This is a genomic window from Pseudoalteromonas sp. SD03 (assembly GCF_040937955.1).
GTDB classification, from domain to species: domain Bacteria; phylum Pseudomonadota; class Gammaproteobacteria; order Enterobacterales; family Alteromonadaceae; genus Pseudoalteromonas; species Pseudoalteromonas tetraodonis.
Genome location: NZ_CP162514.1, coordinates 792,895 through 812,126 on the forward strand (window position 1 = coordinate 792,895; position 19,232 = coordinate 812,126).

Here is a 19,232-nt window from a genome sequence, read left to right on the forward strand (position 1 = left end):
CTAGATGATTAATCTACCCTCGGTTAATAATTAAAAGGATGAGTTATGGATAACCTTAAAGTACGTTTTGAAAACTGTTACGGTATTTCTTCATTAAATGAAACTTTTGATTTATCTAACACCCGAGGAAAAACTAAAGCTTACTCAATCTATGCCCCAAACGGACTGATGAAAACATCGTTTTCTAGAACTTTTGATGCCTTATCAAAAGGCGAACAGCCAAAAGAAGAACGCTTTAATCGCCTACCAACTTGTACTATTGAAGTTGATAATGTTGAAATTAAAAAGGAACAAATATACGTTCTTAAATCTGAAATAGAAATAAGCTCTGATAATGAAGCCGTAACAAATATTCTAATTAATCAAGAGAGTAAGATTAGATATGACACATTAATTTCTAACATTCACAAATTGAAATCAAAGCTTGAAACATCACTCCAAAAAAAGTCCAAACTAAAAAAAGGTGAAGTCGAAAATAGGCTGATAAATGACTTTCAAACAGATAATTTTGTTAGAGCAATAGAATTAGCAAAAGAAATTGTTATTGGTGATGATTTAAAAAGTTTTATCTATAACGAAATATTCGACCCCAAAGCCATTTCGATACTAGAAAGTCCTGAGTTTCTATCAAAATCCGATGAGTTTAATCAGCGTTATCAAGAGCTCTTTAATCAAGAAGGAACAATATACAGTAGAGGGGTTTTTAACCCTACAAAAGCAGATATATCTTTCAGCACCTTAAATAAGCAAGGTTACTTTGCCGGTGGGCATAAAGTTCATCTTCAAGGTGAGGCTTCTTCAATTAATTACGAAGAACTGCAAGAAAAAATGAGGGTTGTACATGAGTCAATTGACAGTGATGATGAACTTAAAAAGTTAAGAGTTAATTTAGCTAAAAATGCACAGACTCAAGCATTAATTTCATTGTTGGAAAATATTTCTGCAACTGAGGTTGAGCTACTTTTGCATAATGTAAAACCTGATAACCAAGCAGAATTTAAAAGGAGCTTATGGGCTTTTTATATTCAAAATTGTCCTGATACTGATGTATTCCTAGAAGCTTTCTCCGACAATCAAGCTGAGTTGCAACAAATCGAATTAGACGCTGCAACAGAAGCTCCAAATTGGTCTGTAGCTATAGAGCTTTTTAATAATCGTTTTGTCGACATGCCTTTTACTCTTTCATTATTTAATCAGGTTGAAGCAGCATTAGGTAAAGATAAAGCACAATTAAAGTTCACGTTTAAAGATGGTGATGATCGTATAGATTGTACTAGAAGTGAAATTAAGTCTTTAAGCCAAGGAGAGAAACGCGCACTTTATCTTCTTAATTTTATCTTTGAAGTAGAAGATAGAAAAAGAAAATCAGCGGAGACTCTTTTTATTATTGACGATGTAGCAGACTCTTTCGATTACAAAAATAAGCATGCTATTGTTCAATACCTTGAGGATATCTCTGAGATTGAACATTTCTCACAATTAATTCTGACTCATAATTTTGATTTCTTTAGAACTTTGGCAAATAACTTTGTTCATCGTGAAAGATGTTTAATGGCTAACAGAACTGAAAATGGTATAGAGCTCTCTCAAGCTGAAGGTATAAAAAACTACTTTATTGGAAAGTGGAAAAGAAACATAACTAATAGTGAGTTCATCCTTTGTGCGACAGTACCTTTTACAAGAAATCTGCTCGAGTATATTAAAGGCGAAACTGATCCTGATTACTTGAAGCTTACTAGTCTATTGCACTGGAAAGAAGACACAGCCCAAATTACTATAGGTGAGTATTATAAGATCTATAATCGGTTATTTGGTACGAATTACCCGACGAACGATGCAAATTCTTTCAAAGAATTATTATTTAATAAAGCAAATGAGATCAAAGATAGGGCTAACCATGAGGGACTTAATTTAGAAGATAAAGTCCTTTTATCAATAGCTATCAGAATGAGATCTGAAATTTTTCTTATCGAAGAAATGCGCAAAATAAAATCTGATGATACTTATTGGTGTCAATCAATGAATCAGTTTGGTGCTCTAATAAAGTCATACATAAAAGAATTACCTGATAGTCAAGCTATCAGCACTCTTGAAAAGGTTAGCATTACTGTTAGCTCGAACATTCACCTTAATTCGTTCATGTATGAACCGATATTAGATTTGACGATCGAACACTTAATCACATTGTATTCAGAAATTTTGGAGTTAGAGTCGGCAGTTCCAGTTACTCAAGAAAGCGAGCCAGCCCTTTAACAAGCACATTAAGCACGGAACTGCTAATAGTTTGCTCGGTTCCGCTACTTTGCACATTTTAGTAAACTATTATCAGCCCCTTTTGGGGGCGTTAGCTATATCGGAGGCGAGATTTGAATAGGGATGTTTTTCAAAAACAATATGATTTTGAGCTTGAGCAGAGGAACGGTATAGCTTCGGCGACAAATACACCTATTGTTGCATTAACGATACTCGGTGGAGCGCTTGCTGCTGTAATTACTGGATTTAGGTACTCAAATGAACCAGCTACATATTTGTTTTTGTTGTTTGTACTTCTTGCTATCGGAAGCATGTTAATTTCTGTTTATAAGCTGGTTCGGACATTCTTAGGATATTCGTATCAAAAAATACCGCTAGCGAAACAGTTGAGAAAACACCTAGAAGATCTTAAAAATTGGCATAATACAAATGGCTCATGCGTCGATAAAGCAATTATTGATTTTGATGAATACTTTGACGAAAAGTTGTCGGAAGCCGCTGAGCACAATAGTGCAAACAATATAAAAAGAGGTAACTACTTACACGATGCAACCTTATTCGTGGTTGTTGCCTTTGTCTTTCTATTCTGTGCTTCGCCTTTTTATATTTACGAACGAGTTACTACAGTAGATAAGGTTTACCAAGTAAATTTAATTGATAATATATCCCAAAAAAAGGAAGAAAATATGGCCGATAATGATTCGGGTAACAGCAACCAAGGACAGCAAGCGGCTCCCAGTGCAGCCCCTTTGCCAACGCCTTCAGCAGCTCCTAAGCCAATTGGTCCACAAAATGTGATCTTTAAGGGCAACACTGATGGAGGTAAGACAAGCGCTTCCGACAGCGGATCAAAAGGCGAAAAGTAGCTAACAATCAAGCAGGGACGCAACAAAGCTGCGCCCCTGCTTGACGCGTTACGAACGTCCGGAAATGGCACATACCGGAAATAGCCTGTTGATAAATTCCGTATCTATAGACTAAAGTTTTTAAAGACTTAATGTAATAAATTTTCGACCATTAAAATATTTACCTAAACCTAAACCTAAACCTTAACTAACCTTACTTTAATTTAAAGCAGGCTCTAACTAATAAACTCCAACACTACACCGTGCTTGAAATTCAAACTATTCTCAAGCTGCCGTGAAATCTCAATTTAAGTGGCGCTTACCAATAGACTGTCCCTTAAATCGTACTACCACTCAAATGAAATTTGCTCTGTTTCACTTTTATTAGGTGTAAGCCCTATGTGGATACCAAGTAGACGTACTTTTTTTCCATTTCCTCGTGCAAAGGCTTCAACTAATAATTCAGATAAAATGGCCAAGTCAATTTTATCTGTTGAAAACTCTTTAGTTGTTTGATGAAAATCAGAGAACTTAACTTTAACGCCAATCTTGCTGATACCTCTATCTAACAATTGTTTTTCGGCTCTTTTTTGAAGCTCTGGGAGTAATTTATTTTTGAGAATATCATCAAGAATAGATAGATCTAATATATCTTCAGGGAACGTTCTTTCAACACCTACCGACTTTCTTTCTCTACTGACCATAATTGGTCTATCGTCACTTCCACTGCATCGGTCCCATAACAATCGACCAAGCTTTCCATATTTAGAAGTTAAATACTCTAAGCTAGATGCTTTCACGTCTCTACCAAACTTAAGGTTATTAAGAAGTAGCTTTTCATTAGTTACTTTACCAACACCAGGGATTTTTTTTAACTCCATATTATCGATAAAAGAATCTACATCTTTAGGGGGAATGACATAAACACCATTTGGTTTATTTAAGTCAGAGGCAACTTTAGCTAAAAACTTTATTGGTGCAACGCCAGCAGAAGCTGTGAGATTTAATTCTTTATGGATAGAGCGACATATATCTTGTGCGATTAGCGTGGCTGAACCGCTAAAGAGCTTACAATCAGTAACGTCCAAGTATGCTTCATCTAAGCTTAGGGGCTCAATAATGTCTGTATATCGTTCGAAAATCTCTCTAATTTGAGAGCTTACCGATTTATATACTTCCATTCTGCCCGGAACCAAAATTAAGTCAGGGCATTTTCGCAGTGCTACACTTGTCGGCATTGCACTTCTTACACCATATCGCCTCGCTATATAATTACTAGTAGAGAGCACGCCTCTAGAGCTCCTGCTACCACCAACTGCAACGGGCTTATTCGCTAGCTTTGGGTTGTCTCTAATTTCTACAGACACATAAAATGCGTCCATATCTACATGAATTATTTTTCGCATATTTATTAATAAAAAATGAAGCCTGTATAAAAATACAGTGTTTTTTTGCAGAGATCAATTAACAGTCTATCTCAATTCACTTAACCCCAAAGCAATAGCCTCTTGCTGAAAGCGGCCTGATATATTAATTATTCGCTCATAGGCACCGGTTAAAAAATGCTCCTCAGTCGCTTCAGGCCTATTGCTCATAACTGGCTGATCAAAAAAGTCAGCAAAGTTATCTAAATCAAACTGAGCTTTGGAAGGTTTTTTATTTTTCTTATTAAAAGTCATTTTACTTAAATCTTTACCTTCTGTAGGCTCTTTAGCAGTAGCTTTCATCTTTTCAAACTTAACTACATCAGCTTCAAAAGGAACATCTTGATTAACTCTATACGCATACTCTAAAAGCTTAGGTTCGGCGGGCATGTACATAATAGCTTCTTGGTTTTTAGAGTTTGTTACCCTCAGTATACGGCCCAATATTTGCCTAAAATGCATTTCTGTTTTTATGTTTGTAAGGTGGCAGCAAACCTGCAAACGAGGGATGTTTGTACCTTCGCTAATCATACCAACAGAAATAATCCACTTAGTTTGTGCATACCTAAACTGCTGAATAATACTTGTAGGTTCATTTTCTCGATAGGTTACAACAGTGCTACCCTCGTCAAACTGAGTTCGCATTAACATAGAGATTTGATGGGCATGCTCAACAGACGATGCAACAATTAACCCCGCTGCATCGGGGGTTTTCACTCTGATTGAAGTCAGCTTCTTTTGAGCTGAAGAAATCATGTATTTTATTACCGCTTCATTTTCAATAATTTCTTGATAAGAAACGCCAGAGTCGTTTAATAACGCTTTAAAGCAGTTAAATGTTTTGGTGTCAGCGTCATCTACAACTGTAATGCGGCTATTATCAACAGCTACTATTTGTGGAACCCGACAAACATTATCTCCAATAGCCTCAGAAAGCCCGTAAACGTAGTCACACGTTATTTTATTGTTAGGCTGTTGATACGATGAAAGAACAATAGGAGCAGCGTCAGAGCGCCAGGGAGTGCCTGTTAAGGCTAATGTGTACTGTGCTTTATTTTGAATGTTAAGTATTATCTGCTCACCCCATGCATTGGCATTGTCAATATTAGAGCCTGCACAATGATGAATTTCATCAAATATTACAAAAACACGATATCGTTCAAATAGTTGCCAAAAGTGCACATCTAAATACTGTAAGCTTTGATAGGTTAAAGCTCTACCTTTAGCGCCAATAAACCCATCAAATCGTTCATTCGTTTTTAGCTGTAAGCTTTCCTTAAAGTCTTGGGAAACAATAGACGACGGTGAAAAACAAATGATTAAATCGACCATATTGCTTTTTAATAACTGGTTAGCTAATTCTGAAGCCATCAAAGTTTTACCCGCCCCAGGAGTTGCCAAGGCTAAAAAGTGGCTATTGCCGTTCTGATATTGTGTAAGCGCAAAATTAATACATTCGGCTTGCCATAGTCTTAGTTTCATATTTTTTCTAATGCTTCGTTTTGCTTCAGTAAGCCTTCAATCGCTCTAATCTTGCCAAGTATTCTGGTATTGTTGTCTCTTGCTTTGTTGTATTGTGGCTGTAGTTCATCTACCAGTTCGGGTGACTCCAAATAGAGCTCTTTATACGCCTCTGATTCCCCCATATTCAATAATAACTCGGCTTTGTAATGGTTTAACTTACTAAGTAACAGCGCATGTTTATCATTTTCTTTTTCTGTGATTGAAATAGGTATTGAACTAGCTAAGTGAGTAATTACCTCAACATCAAAGCTCTCTGTTTTATTGAATCGCGTAAATCCTTTTTTATTTGATACCACCTTTTTCAGCCAGCCTTTTTTAACAAGCTTGAGCAGTTCTGCGTATATACTTCGCCTAACTGCGGTAGGTACTAAAGAAGAATCACTTTTTAATGCTAAGTACGCCGAGCGCACATCACTTGTTGTAAAGTTATCAAAATTTGGTGCAACAATAATTTGAGCTACGAGAGGGTCAAATTTCAAAGTAAATCCTAATAAACTTCTTATAATAATGGGTATTATAGGGCGTGGTAGTTAAGCCCTCAACATGAAAATCTAATCATTTTGCCTTGAGGGGAATCTGGTGAGTGATTTAGTTAAAAATTTTGGTGAAAAACTACGAGAAAAACGAAAAGAAGCAGGTTATTCGCAAGAAGGCTTTGCCGCCTATGTCGGTATAGAGCGCGGTAATTACGGAAAAATGGAAAGAGGTAATGTTAATATTAAACTCGAAACCTTATATAAATTAGTAAACGCATTAAATTGCGAGTTTGAAGAGATACTACCGGCAAGGAAAAAGTATAAAATTGACCTAGATTAACCAAAAACTACTTGATACTAATATATTATTAATTTTTTAATTAATTAGGGTATATTAATCACTATTACCTCAGAAATATAAATAAGCGAGTGAGTTGCTTTAAGCAAAAAAATCATCTCAAACTCATTGGCTAACAAGGACTTAATTTACATGTTCGATCAAACCTTTAAAATATCGACGACATTTTCCATAAAAATGCTGGCTGTTCTAGCGAACTAGACTACACCGAGCAATCGTCGTGGATGCTATTTTTAAAATACCTTGATGACTTAGAGTTTACAAAGTCGCAAGAAGCCGAATTGATCGCAGAAGACTACCAATACATTATCGATGAGAAATACCGCTGGAGTTCTTGGGCTGCGCCTAAAACTGCTAATGGTGAGTTTGATCACGATAACGCCTTAACCGGCAGCGACTTAATGGATTTTGTTGATGGTGAGTTATTTCCATACCTTAAAGGCTTTAAGCTTCGTGCGGAGCGCCCAGATACCATTGAATACAAAATCGGTGAGATTTTTAGCGAGATCAAAAACAAAATTCAAAGCGGTTATTCACTGCGTGATGCGCTCGAAAAAGTAGACGAACTGCGCTTTCGTTCGCAAGAAGAAAAGCATGAGCTTTCCCACCTGTACGAAGTAAAAATTCAAAGCATGGGTAACGCTGGCCGTAACGAGAGTGAATAATAAATAATGTTATCTTCAAGTTTTCTATACGAATGCCACCTAAATTTAGCAACCAAAGTGTTATCTACTTTTTAAATCCAACGAAAGATTAATACAGAGTTTAACGTGCACTATAGTTGCCATATTATTAGTAAGATCCAAATGCAAAGTGTTGAATCATACTCATCAAAGTGATTTTTTATATCACCATGATAATGATACTAAATCTACTTATGACATATCAGATAAATCGGGGCGATTTGAGTTTACACATACCAGCGATAATTACGTGCTTCTATGAGGGTTGTCTTTGGGTAAGCTAAATATAAGCATAGTGAAGCTGCTCTTTGACATCAATCATGGGATCAAAGTTAATAACAATCATAATTTGAAGTAGCTTAATAAGTATAGAAGCCACCTGATATGCAGCTATGAGCAGACGGCCACTCTAGCGCGTTTTTGGACATAAATGAGTTAGAGCCGAAGGACGGCTCTGTGCCATTTGCGGACTGTCGTAACCTTAGACTCTTGTTAGCCATTTACTCTGGTAGTGAAAATGTGAACTCTTGATAGTCGTGTTCTTTAGTCAGTGCTGAGGCTGTATTTTCAAAGTGCTGTAAAAAAAATTCAGACTCTACTGAATCAGGTGTCACATGCTCTTTCACAAATGGGTGCAATGCAATTCCTGCATTCAGAGACAAAGGCACAAAGTTGAAAAATATTTGAGATTTACTGAAACCTAAAGATTTTGCCTCTTCTTCAAATTTATCTGCATTTAAATAGTTACGAATTAGATCTCTAGCATTAGCTCTCAATCTTGATTCATTTCGTGGCAAAGTTAACAAATCGTCTAAATCAGACCAAGATAGAGGTATATCAAAGTACCCTCCACCTTCTTCCTCTTCAGGTACAACAGAATTTACGTATAGATACTTCTTTTTGTTTGTAGGCTTTTCACAAACTTGATTATGGTAGTTCCATAAACTTCTAATTCTGTTTGCTTTGTTATGGTGGCGAGCATTGCGAATTGCCAGAATTATGCAAAGTTCAGGGACTGAATACCAATCTACTGGCTTTCCTAATTCTTGCGCCATCAAATCATATAAATTATGGAATGCATTTAATTTTGCGTTAATTGCAGTTTCCACAGTACCCACGGCTTCTGCTCTATCAATATCAATTAATTGTTTTAATCTTTGATTCGATTCAAGCAGAACTCTAAACGTTTGAGTCAGGTCTTCGAAGGAATGGGTAAGCATATAAACTCCGTACGTATGAATTAATGGCTAACAGCTTATTGAACACCGTTTTGGTGGTTTATAACACACCAAAACGGCGTATATTACATACCCCGATAATTTCACCAATAATTTCCTTTGTAAACAAGTAATTAAAATAGCGAGATATTAAGCATGTTATTTTTCCCCAAAGCGGCGTTTAATAATGTTATCGAACAGAATTAGGCTCTTACTCAAAGAAGTAATAATAAATTTAACTTTTCAGTGTCCGCTCCTCGCTCATAGCAGTCTGCCTGATGAAGTCTAAACTTATTCACTTAAACTGTGAGATCTGATATGAGCTAGTACAGCTGATATGCTATTTACGACAAAGTCGCTCGGTAATTAGAGCGACATAATCCCTTGGTAATCACACTAGTACATCATCATGTTTTTAAATTAAAGCTGTTGTTTACTTAACAAACATCCAAATACCGGCAGCGATCATAAACAGGTTTTCTGTTAGGGAGATAAACCCTAGTGGTACGTTACTGTCACCGCCTACACACGCACATTTTAACTCTCGTTTATCTATATAGACTGCTTTTATCACTGAAACAGCACCAACCCCACCTATGAACAATGAAATAGGGGCAATAATATAGGCTGGTAATCCGGCTATCATTCCAATGCCAACAAATGCTTCTAAAAATGGGTAAACATAGGCGTACCTGACTACTTTCATAGCGACTAAGTCATAGGTTATAAATGAATTAGTAAAGCTAAATAAGTCTTGAAGCTTTTGTATTGCTAACACTGCCATTGTTAGGGCTACAAACAGTTCAGCGGTTTGCATTGATAATAAGCTATTATTCGCTGCAAAACTAAATGCCACACTAAGCAAAAAACTAACCGAAAAAATCGCAATCACGGGCGTGTAAGTTGTACCTTCTTGCCCAGCTTTTGGCTTATCAAAGTAATCGAGTAAGTCGTCATAGCCACCTATACGTTTATTATCAATAAATGTTTGAGGTGTAGTTTCTACACTGTGTTGTTTTTTAAATTCATCTGTTTGCTCTCGAGAAGTTAATAGCTGATCATCAACTGTATATCCCTCTCGCTCTAGTAGGTCTTTTGATTTTAAACCAAACGGACAAATATGCTCATCTGTGGCCATTCTAAAAAGTTGGGCTGATTTACTCATGTTTAGCTCCCTTTTATGTATTGGTATAAAATTTTACTTAGCATTAAAATCCGGTACGGTCCTAGATTGTGCTTGCTCCTGAGTTTCTGCTAGGCCATTTTTCTCTATATCCTTTAGTAACCACTGCATTTCTTTAATCTCACGACGCTGTGCCTCAATAATATTTGTTGCAAGCTCTTGGACTCGCTTATCTTTGATTTTTGCCCTTTCACTGGTGAGTATTGCAATTGAATGATGTGGGATCATCGCCGACATCCATGAGCTATCATCAACAGTCGCTTGTGATCGAACTAAAAATAAACTTCCCGCAAATACGGTAACACTAGCAATGAGTACTGTTATATTTTTCTTTTTATCTTTATACATATTGAGCATGAAAAGTAGCATTATCACTGCCATCATGGCTCCCATATAAAGCGCCATATAAGTGCGAGTTTCACTAAAAAAAACATGACTTAGCTGATAAGTATTCAAATACATCAGTACAAACATGACTAATGTTGATGTGGCTATCATTAAGAAAAACTTTAAATACTGCGACATTAGATGGCTCCTTTCTATCATTTACTTTGTATATCATTTATACCAATGGGTAATTCTTACAGGTTATTAGGCGTAAACCCACTATATATTTAATCATTGAATCAATGTTTAATATTACATCAAGAGTTGTGCCATAAGTGTTAAAACTGCTCAGCGTATTTGCTAATATGCTTATAAGTATTTTGCTGTAAATCGTGCGTAAGCATTTCAATATTATATTTATAAAAGCGATCGCCCATTTCCATACCTGGCGTACCAGCAGGCATAGCGGGAACAGAGAGCCCTATCGTCTTTTCAGGATGTTGTTCAGCTAAAAACTGTTTTATATGTTTGGCGGGAACATGACCTTCAAATACAAATCCATCGGCTGAAACGGCTGTATGGCATGACCGCATATTTGATTTTATTTGATACTGAGATTTAATCGTCCCCATGTCATTGACGTTAATTGCTTTTGTTTGAATATTGTTTTCGCTCAAATGAGCAATCCACTTATTACAACATCCACAATTTTTACTTTTATAAACGGTAAGCTCAATTTTAGGTTTTTCTGAATTCTCATAAGTTATTAATGCTTTATGTTGTTTTTCGATACTTATCGCCGAAAATGACATAGTTAATGATAAAAATAACGCTGAGGTAATGTAGATTACTCGCATTGTTAACTCCTTAATTTGACCAATGAATATGAGTGATTTTCCAACCTGTATCGGTGTTTTTTAATGTGATTGATTCCATTCCCATAGACTTAATATCTTTTCCTTTGTACTTTCCTTGAGTTTTACTTCTTGAAATTGAGTAAGCTATGTCTCCATTTGTGTAAACTTGATGCTCTAGTAGTTCACTATTAACAGCACTTAAGAATTTCATATCCGCTATCATATGATGTTTCGCGTATTCATCTGCAGAACGCTCAACACTTCCGCCTTCAAAAATGATGACATCGTCGGCCAGTAATTTACGTGCAGCTTCGCGATTGCCTTGTTTTAGAGATGCATGAAATAGGCTGACTGTTTTTGCAGCCTCGCTATCAACATTGACAAAGGCCTTGCCTTTTTTTGAATATTTTTCATCGTCATGTGCACTAACAGTAAAAGAACTAACAGTGCTAAAAATTAGTAGCAATAAAATTTTTAAATTAAAGGATTTAATTAACATACATTTTCCTTTTTTATTAATCGTTAAATAGGCGGACCAACAAGTGTTGTAAATACACTTGTTGTAATAAGTACAAATAGGGCAATTAATATTTCAACAGTGATCGAGCGTTTTAATATACTTATATGGTGTTGTTGAGTGATTTGCGGGACTAAAAAAAGCTTATGCCATGCACCTAGTAACAGCATCGCGCTGACGAGTAACAGCTTTAATAAAATTAGTTGCCCATAATTTGATGTAAACAACGCAGAAAATGACTCTAGGTACTGCAGGAGCAGAGTTAAGCCCGAAATAAGTAGTACAAATACAATAACAATAGCGAGTTGACCAAAGTAATGCATTAACCGCTTTACTTCACTGGTAGGTAGTAAAGTGCAGCTTTTGTAAAGCGGCCACAATGACCCTAACCAGCTCGCAATGGCAATAAGGTGAAAGGTTAAAATACTTTTCACTAACCCATTTTCATTTGCACTGTGCCCAGTAAAAGTGAAGCTATAAGCGATAAACCCAAGCATGATTAGTATAACGGCACCGTTTTTATAACCTGCTACGTTATCATCTGATTCCACACTCCACATACATGCGCTAATTAGAGCAATAATAAGCGCTGGTATTCTAAACGTTGCTTGGTCACCTATGACTGATTGCCAAACAATTTCAAGCATAAAGGGGTCAAACATTCCCATAAAGCCTGATTCAGCCATTGCTCCAGCTTCTATTGGTACTTGTAAAAGTGCAGCAATACTACCTGTAACTACACACGTAATTTGCCAACGTTTTAAGAACTGATAAAAGCTAATTACCTGATGCCCTGCAACATTGCTGTTGCCACACATAAAGCGCATTAATAAAGTGCCCGCAAGCCCTGCAATTGCTATATAGCTTGCTAGTTTTAATAATAATAAGAGTACTGACCATTCACTTAATTGCATTATGTTGCTACTTAATGATTATGTTTGCTGTGGGTATTAGATTGTTCTTGCATCATCTTATGCGATTCACTTTTGTGTACCATAAATCTAAACGTGTCGGTCATTTTATGTCCATCACCACCCAGTGCTGTCCATTTAACCGTGTAAGTGCCTTGGGCTAGGCTCGGTAATGACCAATTAAAGTCTGTGCTTGGGGTGGCGCTGGGTTTGAAATCAAAGTTTATTGATTTATTTTTTTCATCTTTGATGATGACTTTTGCTAGCCTTACTTCACCACCAAAAGTTAACGAAAGTTGCTCTGGGCTTTTCATTAACATGGCTTCTTGCGCAGGTGTTGATTGCTTGAGTGATATATGCGCTGATGCGGAAAATGTAAGCACTAAACCTAAAATGGCTACTGCAGAATTAAAAAACTTCATAATTACCTCTTATTTAAAATGATTAAAACCAAAATTTAATACCCGCAACAAATGCGGTGTTGTTGTTACTTTGTCCACTTGATGTGGCATAGTCGGCGGTATTGCCAAATTTATTGCTCCATTCAACGCCAATATAGGGCGCAAACTGGCGTGTAAATTCATAACGAACCCTAAAGCCAATCGCGCTGCTTGATAGGCCACTTCCAAGTTCGTTTTGTTTATCGTTTTTGCCATAAAGTGTAATTTCGGCTCGCGGTTGTATAATTAGCTTTTGCGTGAGTAATAGTTCGTACTCTGCCTCTAACGTAAATGCGGTATTGCCTCGCTCACCTACGTATGCTGTCATATCAAGTTCAAACCAATAAGGGGCTAAACCTTGTAAGCCAAAAGCTAACCATTGCCGATTTTCACCTTCTTTATTGTAATCAAGACGAACACCTGCTTGAGTATCCCAATATGCTGATACGGCGTGACCCCATAAAATATCGGTTTGGTTTTCTTCAATACTTCCTTCGCTGAAATCACCCTCGGTTTTAATTACCAATCGATCAAAGGTAGTGCCGTACCATGCTTGTAAGTCAAATACACCTGCGTTTGCTTGCTCGTTATATTCAAGACGATCGCCTAGTAATGCGTAAAATGGATGCTCATCAGCGAGTGTTAATCGCTCATTGCCCTCAAGCGCATATGGGCCTTCTGTTAAAGTTGTTCCCGCAGAGTAAGCATGGGGGTCTCTTGCATCTTTAGGTGCACTTCCTCCTTGTGGTTGCATCTTAGCGCTATTCATTTGTGCCATTTCACTTTGCGCTAATAAAGGGAAACTAATTAATGAAGCCCCTGTTAACATTAATAAACCTAATGATTTAGATAGTTTTAATTGTTTCATGATACGACTACCTCTCTAAACATACCGGCATCCATATGGAATAATAAATGGCAATGCCAAGCCCAGCGACCTACATCGTGAGGGGTGGTTAAAAAGCTGATTCTTTGTGCGGGTTGAACAGGTATCGTATGACGTCGCACTTGCACATCACCTTGCTCGTTTTCTAAATCACTCCACATACCATGCAAATGCATAGGGTGCGTCATCATGGTATCGTTTTGTAAAATAACTCTTAAACGTTGGTTATGCTTCATATGCACTGGCGTGCTTTTACCAAATTCTAAGCCATCAAATGACCAGCTATAACGTTCCATATTTCCGGTTAAATGCAGCTCAATTTCAGCTTCTGGCTCTTGCTGGTTAGTGATCCCTTCAAGTGAGTGTAAATCTGCAAGTGTTAAAACACGACGACCATTTTTACGTAAACCAATACCAGGATCATCAAGATTTGTTCTCGGCATATCAACGCGCATATCAACTGAAGCTCCATACTCCGTTTTTGCATGACGCACTTTAGAGCTGGCAACCGCTAATGGGTTTTCAGACATACCATGTTTGCTATGATCCATCGCCATTGGACCGTGATCCATAGCGCTATGATCCATTTCTTTAGAGTTCATACCTGACATGCCAGCCATACCTGCCATTGCAGAATGCTCACCGCCGTGGGTCATATTGCCCATCATATCGGTCATCGTTAACCATTCAACAGGGTCAAGTGCAGGTACTGGCGCATCAATATTAGGCGAGCTTGATAAAGTTCCTTTTGCGTAACCAGAGCGATCCATACTTTGAGCAAAAATCGTATAGGCATCATTTTTAGGCTCAACAATTACGTCGTAGGTCTCACCAGGGCCGAATCTAAATTCATCAACTGTCACTGGTTCAACGTTTTGCCCATCAGCTTGTACAACTGTTAGTTTTAGTTCTGGAATACGAACGTCAAAAAAAGTATTGCTTGAGCCATTAATAAACCTAAGTCTTACTTTTTCTCCAACTTTAAACATTCCTCGCCAATTTGACATTGGCGTACTACCGTTCATTAAAAAGGTCATTGCTGATGCAGATAAGTCAGCTAAATCTGTAGGATTCATTCTCATTTGATTCCACATTTTGCGGCGTTGCAAAGCATTCGAAACACCGCTATTTGAAACGTCATCAAAAAATTCTGGAACAGTGGGCTGATTGAAGTTAAATACATCACTCTGTATTTTTAATTTGCGGAACAGCGCCATTGGGTCATCATCAGTCCAATCAGATAATTGAATAACATGCTCGTTATCTGCACTAATAATATCTTTTTCTCGCGGTTCAATAATTAATGCACCGTACATGCCAGTCATTTCTTGAAAGCCACTATGTGAGTGATACCAATATGTACCGCTTTGTTGTAATTTAAATTTATAAACAAAGGTTTCGCCAGGCATAATGCCTTTAAAACTGATACCAGGTACGCCATCCATTTGGTACGGTAAAATAATGCCATGCCAATGAATTGAACTCGGTACTGATAACTTATTTGTTACTCTAATAGTAACGTCATCGCCTTCTTTGAGGCGCAAGGTAGGGGCGGGTATAGAGCCATTGATAGTTGTCGCCATACGTACTACGCCAGTAAAGTTAACCGGCGATTCATCTATAACCAGATCAATTACTTTGCCGCTAAGTTCGGGCACAGTGCCTGTTATTGTTCCTGTTACTAAAGATGATGCAGCATGTAATACACTCGGAAAAGCAGCAAGTACACCTCCTGCAATTAAGCCTTGAACAAATCGTCTTCGTGGTGTGCTAACCTGTTGTGATGACTTTTTAAACCCCATTTCCTTACTCCTTCATACCAGAATATGTATTGAGTATAGAAAATAGACCTGTCTTAAACATGACGCGAACATTACAAAGTTGTAATGTTGGTGTCATGTTGCTGTAGTGACAGATACTGCATAATATTTGCAGAGGTAGTTGTTAGGACTTTAATGAAGGAATTGTATGCGCTTATTAGTTGTTGAAGATGAATCAAAGACAGGAGATTATTTAAAACAGGGGCTAAGTGAAGCTGGTTTTCAGGTTTCTTTGGCGCGCAATGGACTTGACGGTCATCACCTAGCAATGACCGACTTATTTGATGTAATAATACTTGATGTCATGTTACCTGACGTATCCGGTTGGAAAATTTTACAGTCGCTACGTGAAGCAGATAACAAAACCCCAGTACTATTTTTATCTGCTCGCGATAGTATAGACGATAGAGTAAAGGGGCTCGAACTTGGTGCTGATGACTATTTAATAAAGCCTTTTGCTTTTGCTGAAGTTTTAGCAAGAGTACGCACTCTTATTCGCCGTGGTGTAGTACAAACAGTTGACGATATACTGATAGTTGCTGATTTAGAAATGGATATTCCAAAGCGAAAAATACAACGTGCAGGCAAGCGTATTTTATTGAGTAATAAAGAGTTTAGCTTACTTGAACTATTGTTACGGCGCGAAGGTGAAGTACTGCCACGTTCGTTAATTGCTTCTCAAGTATGGGATATGAATTTTGATAGCGACACCAATGTGATTGATGTTGCCATTCGTAGGCTAAGAGCAAAAGTTGATGATGACTTTACTGTTAAATTAATTCATACGGTTCGTGGTATGGGCTATAAATTAGAGGTTGAAACTGATGGCTATTAAGTCACGGCCTTTATCACTTACGATGCGTGTTGTGTTGTTTGTCGCTGTAACCGTTATTGCGTGCTTAACTTTAGTTGCCACCTTAATAAATAGTTCGATAAAACATCATTTTTTCCAGCAAGATAGTAGTGAACTGCATGTTATTAATCAATCTATTGAATTAGTTTTAAGACAACAGTATAAATCAAACCTGAAACTTAAAAATGAATTATCTAACGCTGTAGCGGGTCATCACGGTGTTTACTATCAGGTAAATACCGCAAAAGGAGAGCTCATTTTTCAAAGTTCTGAACGAGATTTTAGTGATTTTGTAATGAGTGCTAATGCTTCAGCTGGCTTTAACCGTAACAACATTACCTCATGGCAAAATGATACCCACACCTACCGAGCTCTGGTGAGTAATTTAAGTACTGGGCAACAGCAATACAAAATTACTACAGCGATAGACATGAGCTTTCATTTACACTTTCTCAATCAATTTCAACAAAGTCTTTGGGCTATTATGTTTGGCTCTGCGGTACTCATTTTATTGGTGGCTTGGTTTGCTATACATCAAGGATTGAACCCTTTACGAGGTTTGAGTCAGAAAATGCATGACATCCAAACTAATAAGATGGATGTAAGGCTTGATGAAAATAAAGTGCCTATTGAGCTTGTTAATATGGTGCAGTCGTTTAACTCGATGCTCGACAGGCTCCAAGGTGAATTTATTCGTTTATCAAATTTCTCTAGTGATATTGCGCATGAGTTACGTACTCCACTAACAAATATAATCACTCAAACACAGGTTGGTTTATCTAAAAAAAGACAGTTGTTAGAGTATCAAGAATTATTGTTTTCTAATCTAGAAGAGCTGGAACGACTAACTAAGATGGTTAGTGATATGCTTTGGCTTGCAAAAACTCAGAATGGACTGGTTAAACCCGTTCAAAATACTCTAAAAAGCCATGATGAAATTGAAGCATTATTTGAGTACTTTGATGCTTTGGCTGAAGACTCATTGATTACATTTAAGAAAAAAGGTCAAAACCTTTGTTTTTATTGTGACAAATTACACTTTCGCCAATTATTATCAAACCTCCTATCCAATGCAATAAGGTATGCCCCAAAAGGCTCATCAATCACAGTAAATAGTGAAATATTTACCGCTGATAAAATATGTATTTCAGTGATTAATACTGGGGAGAGAATACCTTCTGAGCATTTACCTTATTTATTTGACCGCTTTTATCGACCCGATAAATCGCGCCAACGACACAGCGATGGAGCTGGTTTAGGGCTTGCAATAGTTAAAGCTCTAGCGCAAGCAAACGGTGGAAATATAGAGGTCAGTTCAAATAATCAAACTACCAGCTTTAAAGTTTTTCTAAATTTAGCTAAAAGCTAATTATTAAATTTAATAACCCAATGTTTGCTTGTACCTCTAGACTTCCCAGCTTTCATTAAACACCGGTTTATAAACTTAAAGTACAAAACGGAAGTAAACTTCCGGTTTCTAACCCAATATTGCTATATTTCGGAAGCAAACTTCCGTTTATAGGAATTCAAAGGTAGTTATCGGAAATATACTTCTGTTTTTGAAAGCGTTGGCCTAGATAGCTATATGAGCCATTTTTCGGGGTCTTATTTGAGCGAAAAGCGGAGGGTCGGGTAAACTCGTTTTTGGACAGAAATGAGTTAAAGCCGACCAGTGGTTCTATGCCAAAAGCGGACTTGGTACAAAACAAAGGCACCTCTTGCTTCTATCAAAAGGTGCCTTCTTATTTTGTTAAAAGTCGTTTTTATCTTTAACCGATATAACTTGACCGTTTTTTGCAATTTGGAAGTAAAGCTTATCTTCGTTGCTAGCATTAGATGCACTAACTACATAGAAATTGTCTTCAACGCTAGCAATCGAAAGTTGCGACTTATCAATATTTTTCCATGACTCATCTAACTTACCGACTTCAAAACCAGCGTCTTTAAACGTCATTTTTTGAATATGTGTTGCAGCGATGATAACAGCTTTCTGACCGCTGATGACACCATGATCTCCATGTGCCTGTACATTACTAGTTAGCAAGGCACCACAAAGCGCAACGATTGATATTAGTTTGTTCATTTTAGTCTCCATTTGGTATGAAATTCGTAAAGTTAAATTCGTTATTGTTTAAGGCCAATAACTTCGTATTGCCCTTTAACCAGTAGCTGTACTGACACTGGTTTATCTGATTTGTTTTGCCAGTACCAACCATGAGAGCCTGCAAATGGGGTGGTATAACTGCCTTTCATTTCATTAGTTGTAGCAATAGCATAGCTTTCAAAATATCCCGTTGTGTCACCTTCAGGCTCACCATGTAAATCGAAGTACAATGGAGCACCATCGGTTAACCATTCATAAGTCATTTTTTCATGCTGCTTCATATAAAATTTATATTCGATGCCGCGTCCCGCAGGGACTGTCACTTCTATTGTTTGAAACTCATCCGTGCCTTTAGTTGTCTCTAATGACGTTGTTTCCATTTCAGCCGCTTGTGCAAGTGCTGTTAAACCTAACTTGTTGCCAATACCTGTCGGATCGATGTTGTACTCTGCTGGTAAGATAAAGGTAACCAGTGCAATAGCCGCGACAACGACTGCTGAAATACTCGCTTTAACGAGTGTTTTGGTACTAACTGTATGTTGCATAAAATTCTC

Annotated in this window: 20 protein-coding genes; 6 read left to right on the plus strand and 14 right to left on the minus strand. The window is 37.3% G+C overall.

The window, feature by feature from the left end; translation table 11 throughout:
• Nucleotides 1-45 precede the first annotated feature (45 nt).
• Nucleotides 46-2,253 carry a hypothetical protein gene (locus ABZP26_RS03710; RefSeq protein ID WP_051440306.1) on the plus strand — a complete coding sequence of 736 codons (2,208 nt, stop codon included), beginning with the start codon at nt 46-48 and terminating at the stop codon, nt 2,251-2,253.
• Between the two features lie 113 nt (nt 2,254-2,366).
• Complete coding sequence (locus ABZP26_RS03715; RefSeq protein ID WP_028834332.1) at nt 2,367-3,119, plus strand: hypothetical protein; 753 nt, start codon at nt 2,367-2,369, stop codon at nt 3,117-3,119.
• 326 nt (nt 3,120-3,445) lie between these two features.
• Here ABZP26_RS03715 and dinB read toward each other — a convergent pair whose 3' ends face one another.
• The 3 genes from dinB to ABZP26_RS03730 all read right to left on the minus strand — a co-directional run bounded on the left by dinB (nt 3,446) and on the right by ABZP26_RS03730 (nt 6,525).
• The gene (dinB, locus tag ABZP26_RS03720; protein WP_028834331.1) at nt 3,446-4,504 is read right to left on the minus strand and encodes a DNA polymerase IV; all 1,059 of its coding nucleotides are present in this window, start codon (nt 4,502-4,504) and stop codon (nt 3,446-3,448) included.
• Between the two features lie 66 nt (nt 4,505-4,570).
• Nucleotides 4,571-6,004, minus strand: a complete 1,434-nt coding sequence (locus tag ABZP26_RS03725) for a DEAD/DEAH box helicase (RefSeq protein ID WP_028834330.1) — start codon at nt 6,002-6,004, stop codon at nt 4,571-4,573.
• Entirely contained in the window at nt 6,001-6,525 is a 525-nt protein-coding gene (locus ABZP26_RS03730) for a hypothetical protein (RefSeq protein ID WP_028834329.1), read from the minus strand. The genes ABZP26_RS03725 and ABZP26_RS03730 overlap by 4 nt, the downstream gene beginning before the upstream one ends.
• Before the next feature lie 100 nt (nt 6,526-6,625).
• Here ABZP26_RS03730 and ABZP26_RS03735 point away from each other — a divergent pair, with 100 nt between their 5' ends.
• Together ABZP26_RS03735 and ABZP26_RS03740 are read left to right on the plus strand one after the other, a co-directional pair.
• Nucleotides 6,626-6,862: a helix-turn-helix domain-containing protein gene (locus ABZP26_RS03735; RefSeq protein ID WP_028834328.1), complete on the plus strand. Its 237-nt coding sequence runs from the start codon at nt 6,626-6,628 to the stop codon at nt 6,860-6,862.
• A 182-nt stretch (nt 6,863-7,044) separates the two neighbouring features.
• Complete coding sequence (locus ABZP26_RS03740; RefSeq protein ID WP_231485777.1) at nt 7,045-7,545, plus strand: type I restriction-modification system subunit M N-terminal domain-containing protein; 501 nt, start codon at nt 7,045-7,047, stop codon at nt 7,543-7,545.
• A 518-nt stretch (nt 7,546-8,063) separates the two neighbouring features.
• On the opposite strand, the gene ABZP26_RS03745 is transcribed toward ABZP26_RS03740, so the two are convergent.
• The 9 genes from ABZP26_RS03745 to ABZP26_RS03785 all read right to left on the minus strand — a co-directional run bounded on the left by ABZP26_RS03745 (nt 8,064) and on the right by ABZP26_RS03785 (nt 15,703).
• Nucleotides 8,064-8,783: a hypothetical protein gene (locus tag ABZP26_RS03745; RefSeq protein ID WP_058155173.1), complete on the minus strand. Its 720-nt coding sequence runs from the start codon at nt 8,781-8,783 to the stop codon at nt 8,064-8,066.
• Nucleotides 8,784-9,213: 430 nt separating this feature from the next.
• Nucleotides 9,214-9,945 (minus strand): MauE/DoxX family redox-associated membrane protein, encoded by a 732-nt coding sequence (locus tag ABZP26_RS03750; protein WP_024032682.1) that lies wholly within the window; start codon nt 9,943-9,945, stop codon nt 9,214-9,216.
• Between the two features lie 33 nt (nt 9,946-9,978).
• Nucleotides 9,979-10,488 (minus strand): DUF305 domain-containing protein, encoded by a 510-nt coding sequence (locus ABZP26_RS03755; RefSeq protein ID WP_024032683.1) that lies wholly within the window; start codon nt 10,486-10,488, stop codon nt 9,979-9,981.
• Nucleotides 10,489-10,628: 140 nt separating this feature from the next.
• Nucleotides 10,629-11,147 (minus strand): DUF411 domain-containing protein, encoded by a 519-nt coding sequence (locus ABZP26_RS03760; protein ID WP_024032684.1) that lies wholly within the window; start codon nt 11,145-11,147, stop codon nt 10,629-10,631.
• A gap of 10 nt (nt 11,148-11,157) precedes the next feature.
• Nucleotides 11,158-11,646, minus strand: coding sequence for a nuclear transport factor 2 family protein (locus tag ABZP26_RS03765; protein WP_008109928.1), 489 nt, complete (start codon nt 11,644-11,646; stop codon nt 11,158-11,160).
• Nucleotides 11,647-11,669: 23 nt separating this feature from the next.
• Nucleotides 11,670-12,578, minus strand: a complete 909-nt coding sequence (locus ABZP26_RS03770; protein ID WP_008109926.1) for a copper resistance D family protein — start codon at nt 12,576-12,578, stop codon at nt 11,670-11,672.
• 11 nt (nt 12,579-12,589) lie between these two features.
• Nucleotides 12,590-12,997, minus strand: a complete 408-nt coding sequence (locus ABZP26_RS03775) for a copper resistance CopC family protein (RefSeq protein WP_008109924.1) — start codon at nt 12,995-12,997, stop codon at nt 12,590-12,592.
• Between the two features lie 22 nt (nt 12,998-13,019).
• The gene (locus tag ABZP26_RS03780; RefSeq protein WP_008109922.1) at nt 13,020-13,883 is read right to left on the minus strand and encodes a copper resistance protein B; all 864 of its coding nucleotides are present in this window, start codon (nt 13,881-13,883) and stop codon (nt 13,020-13,022) included.
• Nucleotides 13,880-15,703 carry a copper resistance system multicopper oxidase gene (locus tag ABZP26_RS03785; protein WP_024601571.1) on the minus strand — a complete coding sequence of 608 codons (1,824 nt, stop codon included), beginning with the start codon at nt 15,701-15,703 and terminating at the stop codon, nt 13,880-13,882. The genes ABZP26_RS03780 and ABZP26_RS03785 overlap by 4 nt, the downstream gene beginning before the upstream one ends.
• Nucleotides 15,704-15,869: 166 nt before the next feature.
• Between ABZP26_RS03785 and ABZP26_RS03790 the strand changes: the two genes are divergently transcribed.
• Both ABZP26_RS03790 and ABZP26_RS03795 read left to right on the plus strand, forming a co-directional pair.
• The gene (locus ABZP26_RS03790) at nt 15,870-16,556 is read left to right on the plus strand and encodes a heavy metal response regulator transcription factor (protein ID WP_004588805.1); all 687 of its coding nucleotides are present in this window, start codon (nt 15,870-15,872) and stop codon (nt 16,554-16,556) included.
• Nucleotides 16,546-17,943, plus strand: coding sequence for a heavy metal sensor histidine kinase (locus tag ABZP26_RS03795; protein ID WP_024601570.1), 1,398 nt, complete (start codon nt 16,546-16,548; stop codon nt 17,941-17,943). The genes ABZP26_RS03790 and ABZP26_RS03795 overlap by 11 nt, the downstream gene beginning before the upstream one ends.
• A 381-nt stretch (nt 17,944-18,324) precedes the next feature.
• On the opposite strand, the gene ABZP26_RS03800 is transcribed toward ABZP26_RS03795, so the two are convergent.
• Together ABZP26_RS03800 and ABZP26_RS03805 are read right to left on the minus strand one after the other, a co-directional pair.
• Nucleotides 18,325-18,657 carry a DUF6488 family protein gene (locus ABZP26_RS03800; protein WP_028834945.1) on the minus strand — a complete coding sequence of 111 codons (333 nt, stop codon included), beginning with the start codon at nt 18,655-18,657 and terminating at the stop codon, nt 18,325-18,327.
• Between the two features lie 41 nt (nt 18,658-18,698).
• Nucleotides 18,699-19,223, minus strand: a complete 525-nt coding sequence (locus tag ABZP26_RS03805) for a hypothetical protein (protein WP_028834944.1) — start codon at nt 19,221-19,223, stop codon at nt 18,699-18,701.
• Nucleotides 19,224-19,232: the final 9 nt, after the last annotated feature.

What these genes read in the sequence shown, in the direction of transcription:
- ABZP26_RS03725 (WP_028834330.1), bottom strand. Translation starts at nt 6,004, where the DNA reads ATGAAACTAAGACTATGGCAAGCCGAATGTATTAATTTTGCGCTTACA.
- ABZP26_RS03780 (WP_008109922.1), bottom strand. Translation starts at nt 13,883, where the DNA reads ATGAAACAATTAAAACTATCTAAATCATTAGGTTTATTAATGTTAACA.
- ABZP26_RS03785 (WP_024601571.1), bottom strand. Translation starts at nt 15,703, where the DNA reads ATGGGGTTTAAAAAGTCATCACAACAGGTTAGCACACCACGAAGACGA.
- ABZP26_RS03710 (WP_051440306.1), top strand. Translation starts at nt 46, where the DNA reads ATGGATAACCTTAAAGTACGTTTTGAAAACTGTTACGGTATTTCTTCA.
- ABZP26_RS03805 (WP_028834944.1), bottom strand. Translation starts at nt 19,223, where the DNA reads ATGCAACATACAGTTAGTACCAAAACACTCGTTAAAGCGAGTATTTCA.
- ABZP26_RS03745 (WP_058155173.1), bottom strand. Translation starts at nt 8,783, where the DNA reads ATGCTTACCCATTCCTTCGAAGACCTGACTCAAACGTTTAGAGTTCTG.
- ABZP26_RS03770 (WP_008109926.1), bottom strand. Translation starts at nt 12,578, where the DNA reads ATGCAATTAAGTGAATGGTCAGTACTCTTATTATTATTAAAACTAGCA.
- ABZP26_RS03775 (WP_008109924.1), bottom strand. Translation starts at nt 12,997, where the DNA reads ATGAAGTTTTTTAATTCTGCAGTAGCCATTTTAGGTTTAGTGCTTACA.
- ABZP26_RS03755 (WP_024032683.1), bottom strand. Translation starts at nt 10,488, where the DNA reads ATGTCGCAGTATTTAAAGTTTTTCTTAATGATAGCCACATCAACATTA.
- ABZP26_RS03800 (WP_028834945.1), bottom strand. Translation starts at nt 18,657, where the DNA reads ATGAACAAACTAATATCAATCGTTGCGCTTTGTGGTGCCTTGCTAACT.
- ABZP26_RS03765 (WP_008109928.1), bottom strand. Translation starts at nt 11,646, where the DNA reads ATGTTAATTAAATCCTTTAATTTAAAAATTTTATTGCTACTAATTTTT.
- ABZP26_RS03795 (WP_024601570.1), top strand. Translation starts at nt 16,546, where the DNA reads ATGGCTATTAAGTCACGGCCTTTATCACTTACGATGCGTGTTGTGTTG.
- ABZP26_RS03790 (WP_004588805.1), top strand. Translation starts at nt 15,870, where the DNA reads ATGCGCTTATTAGTTGTTGAAGATGAATCAAAGACAGGAGATTATTTA.
- dinB (WP_028834331.1), bottom strand. Translation starts at nt 4,504, where the DNA reads ATGCGAAAAATAATTCATGTAGATATGGACGCATTTTATGTGTCTGTA.
- ABZP26_RS03750 (WP_024032682.1), bottom strand. Translation starts at nt 9,945, where the DNA reads ATGAGTAAATCAGCCCAACTTTTTAGAATGGCCACAGATGAGCATATT.
- ABZP26_RS03760 (WP_024032684.1), bottom strand. Translation starts at nt 11,147, where the DNA reads ATGCGAGTAATCTACATTACCTCAGCGTTATTTTTATCATTAACTATG.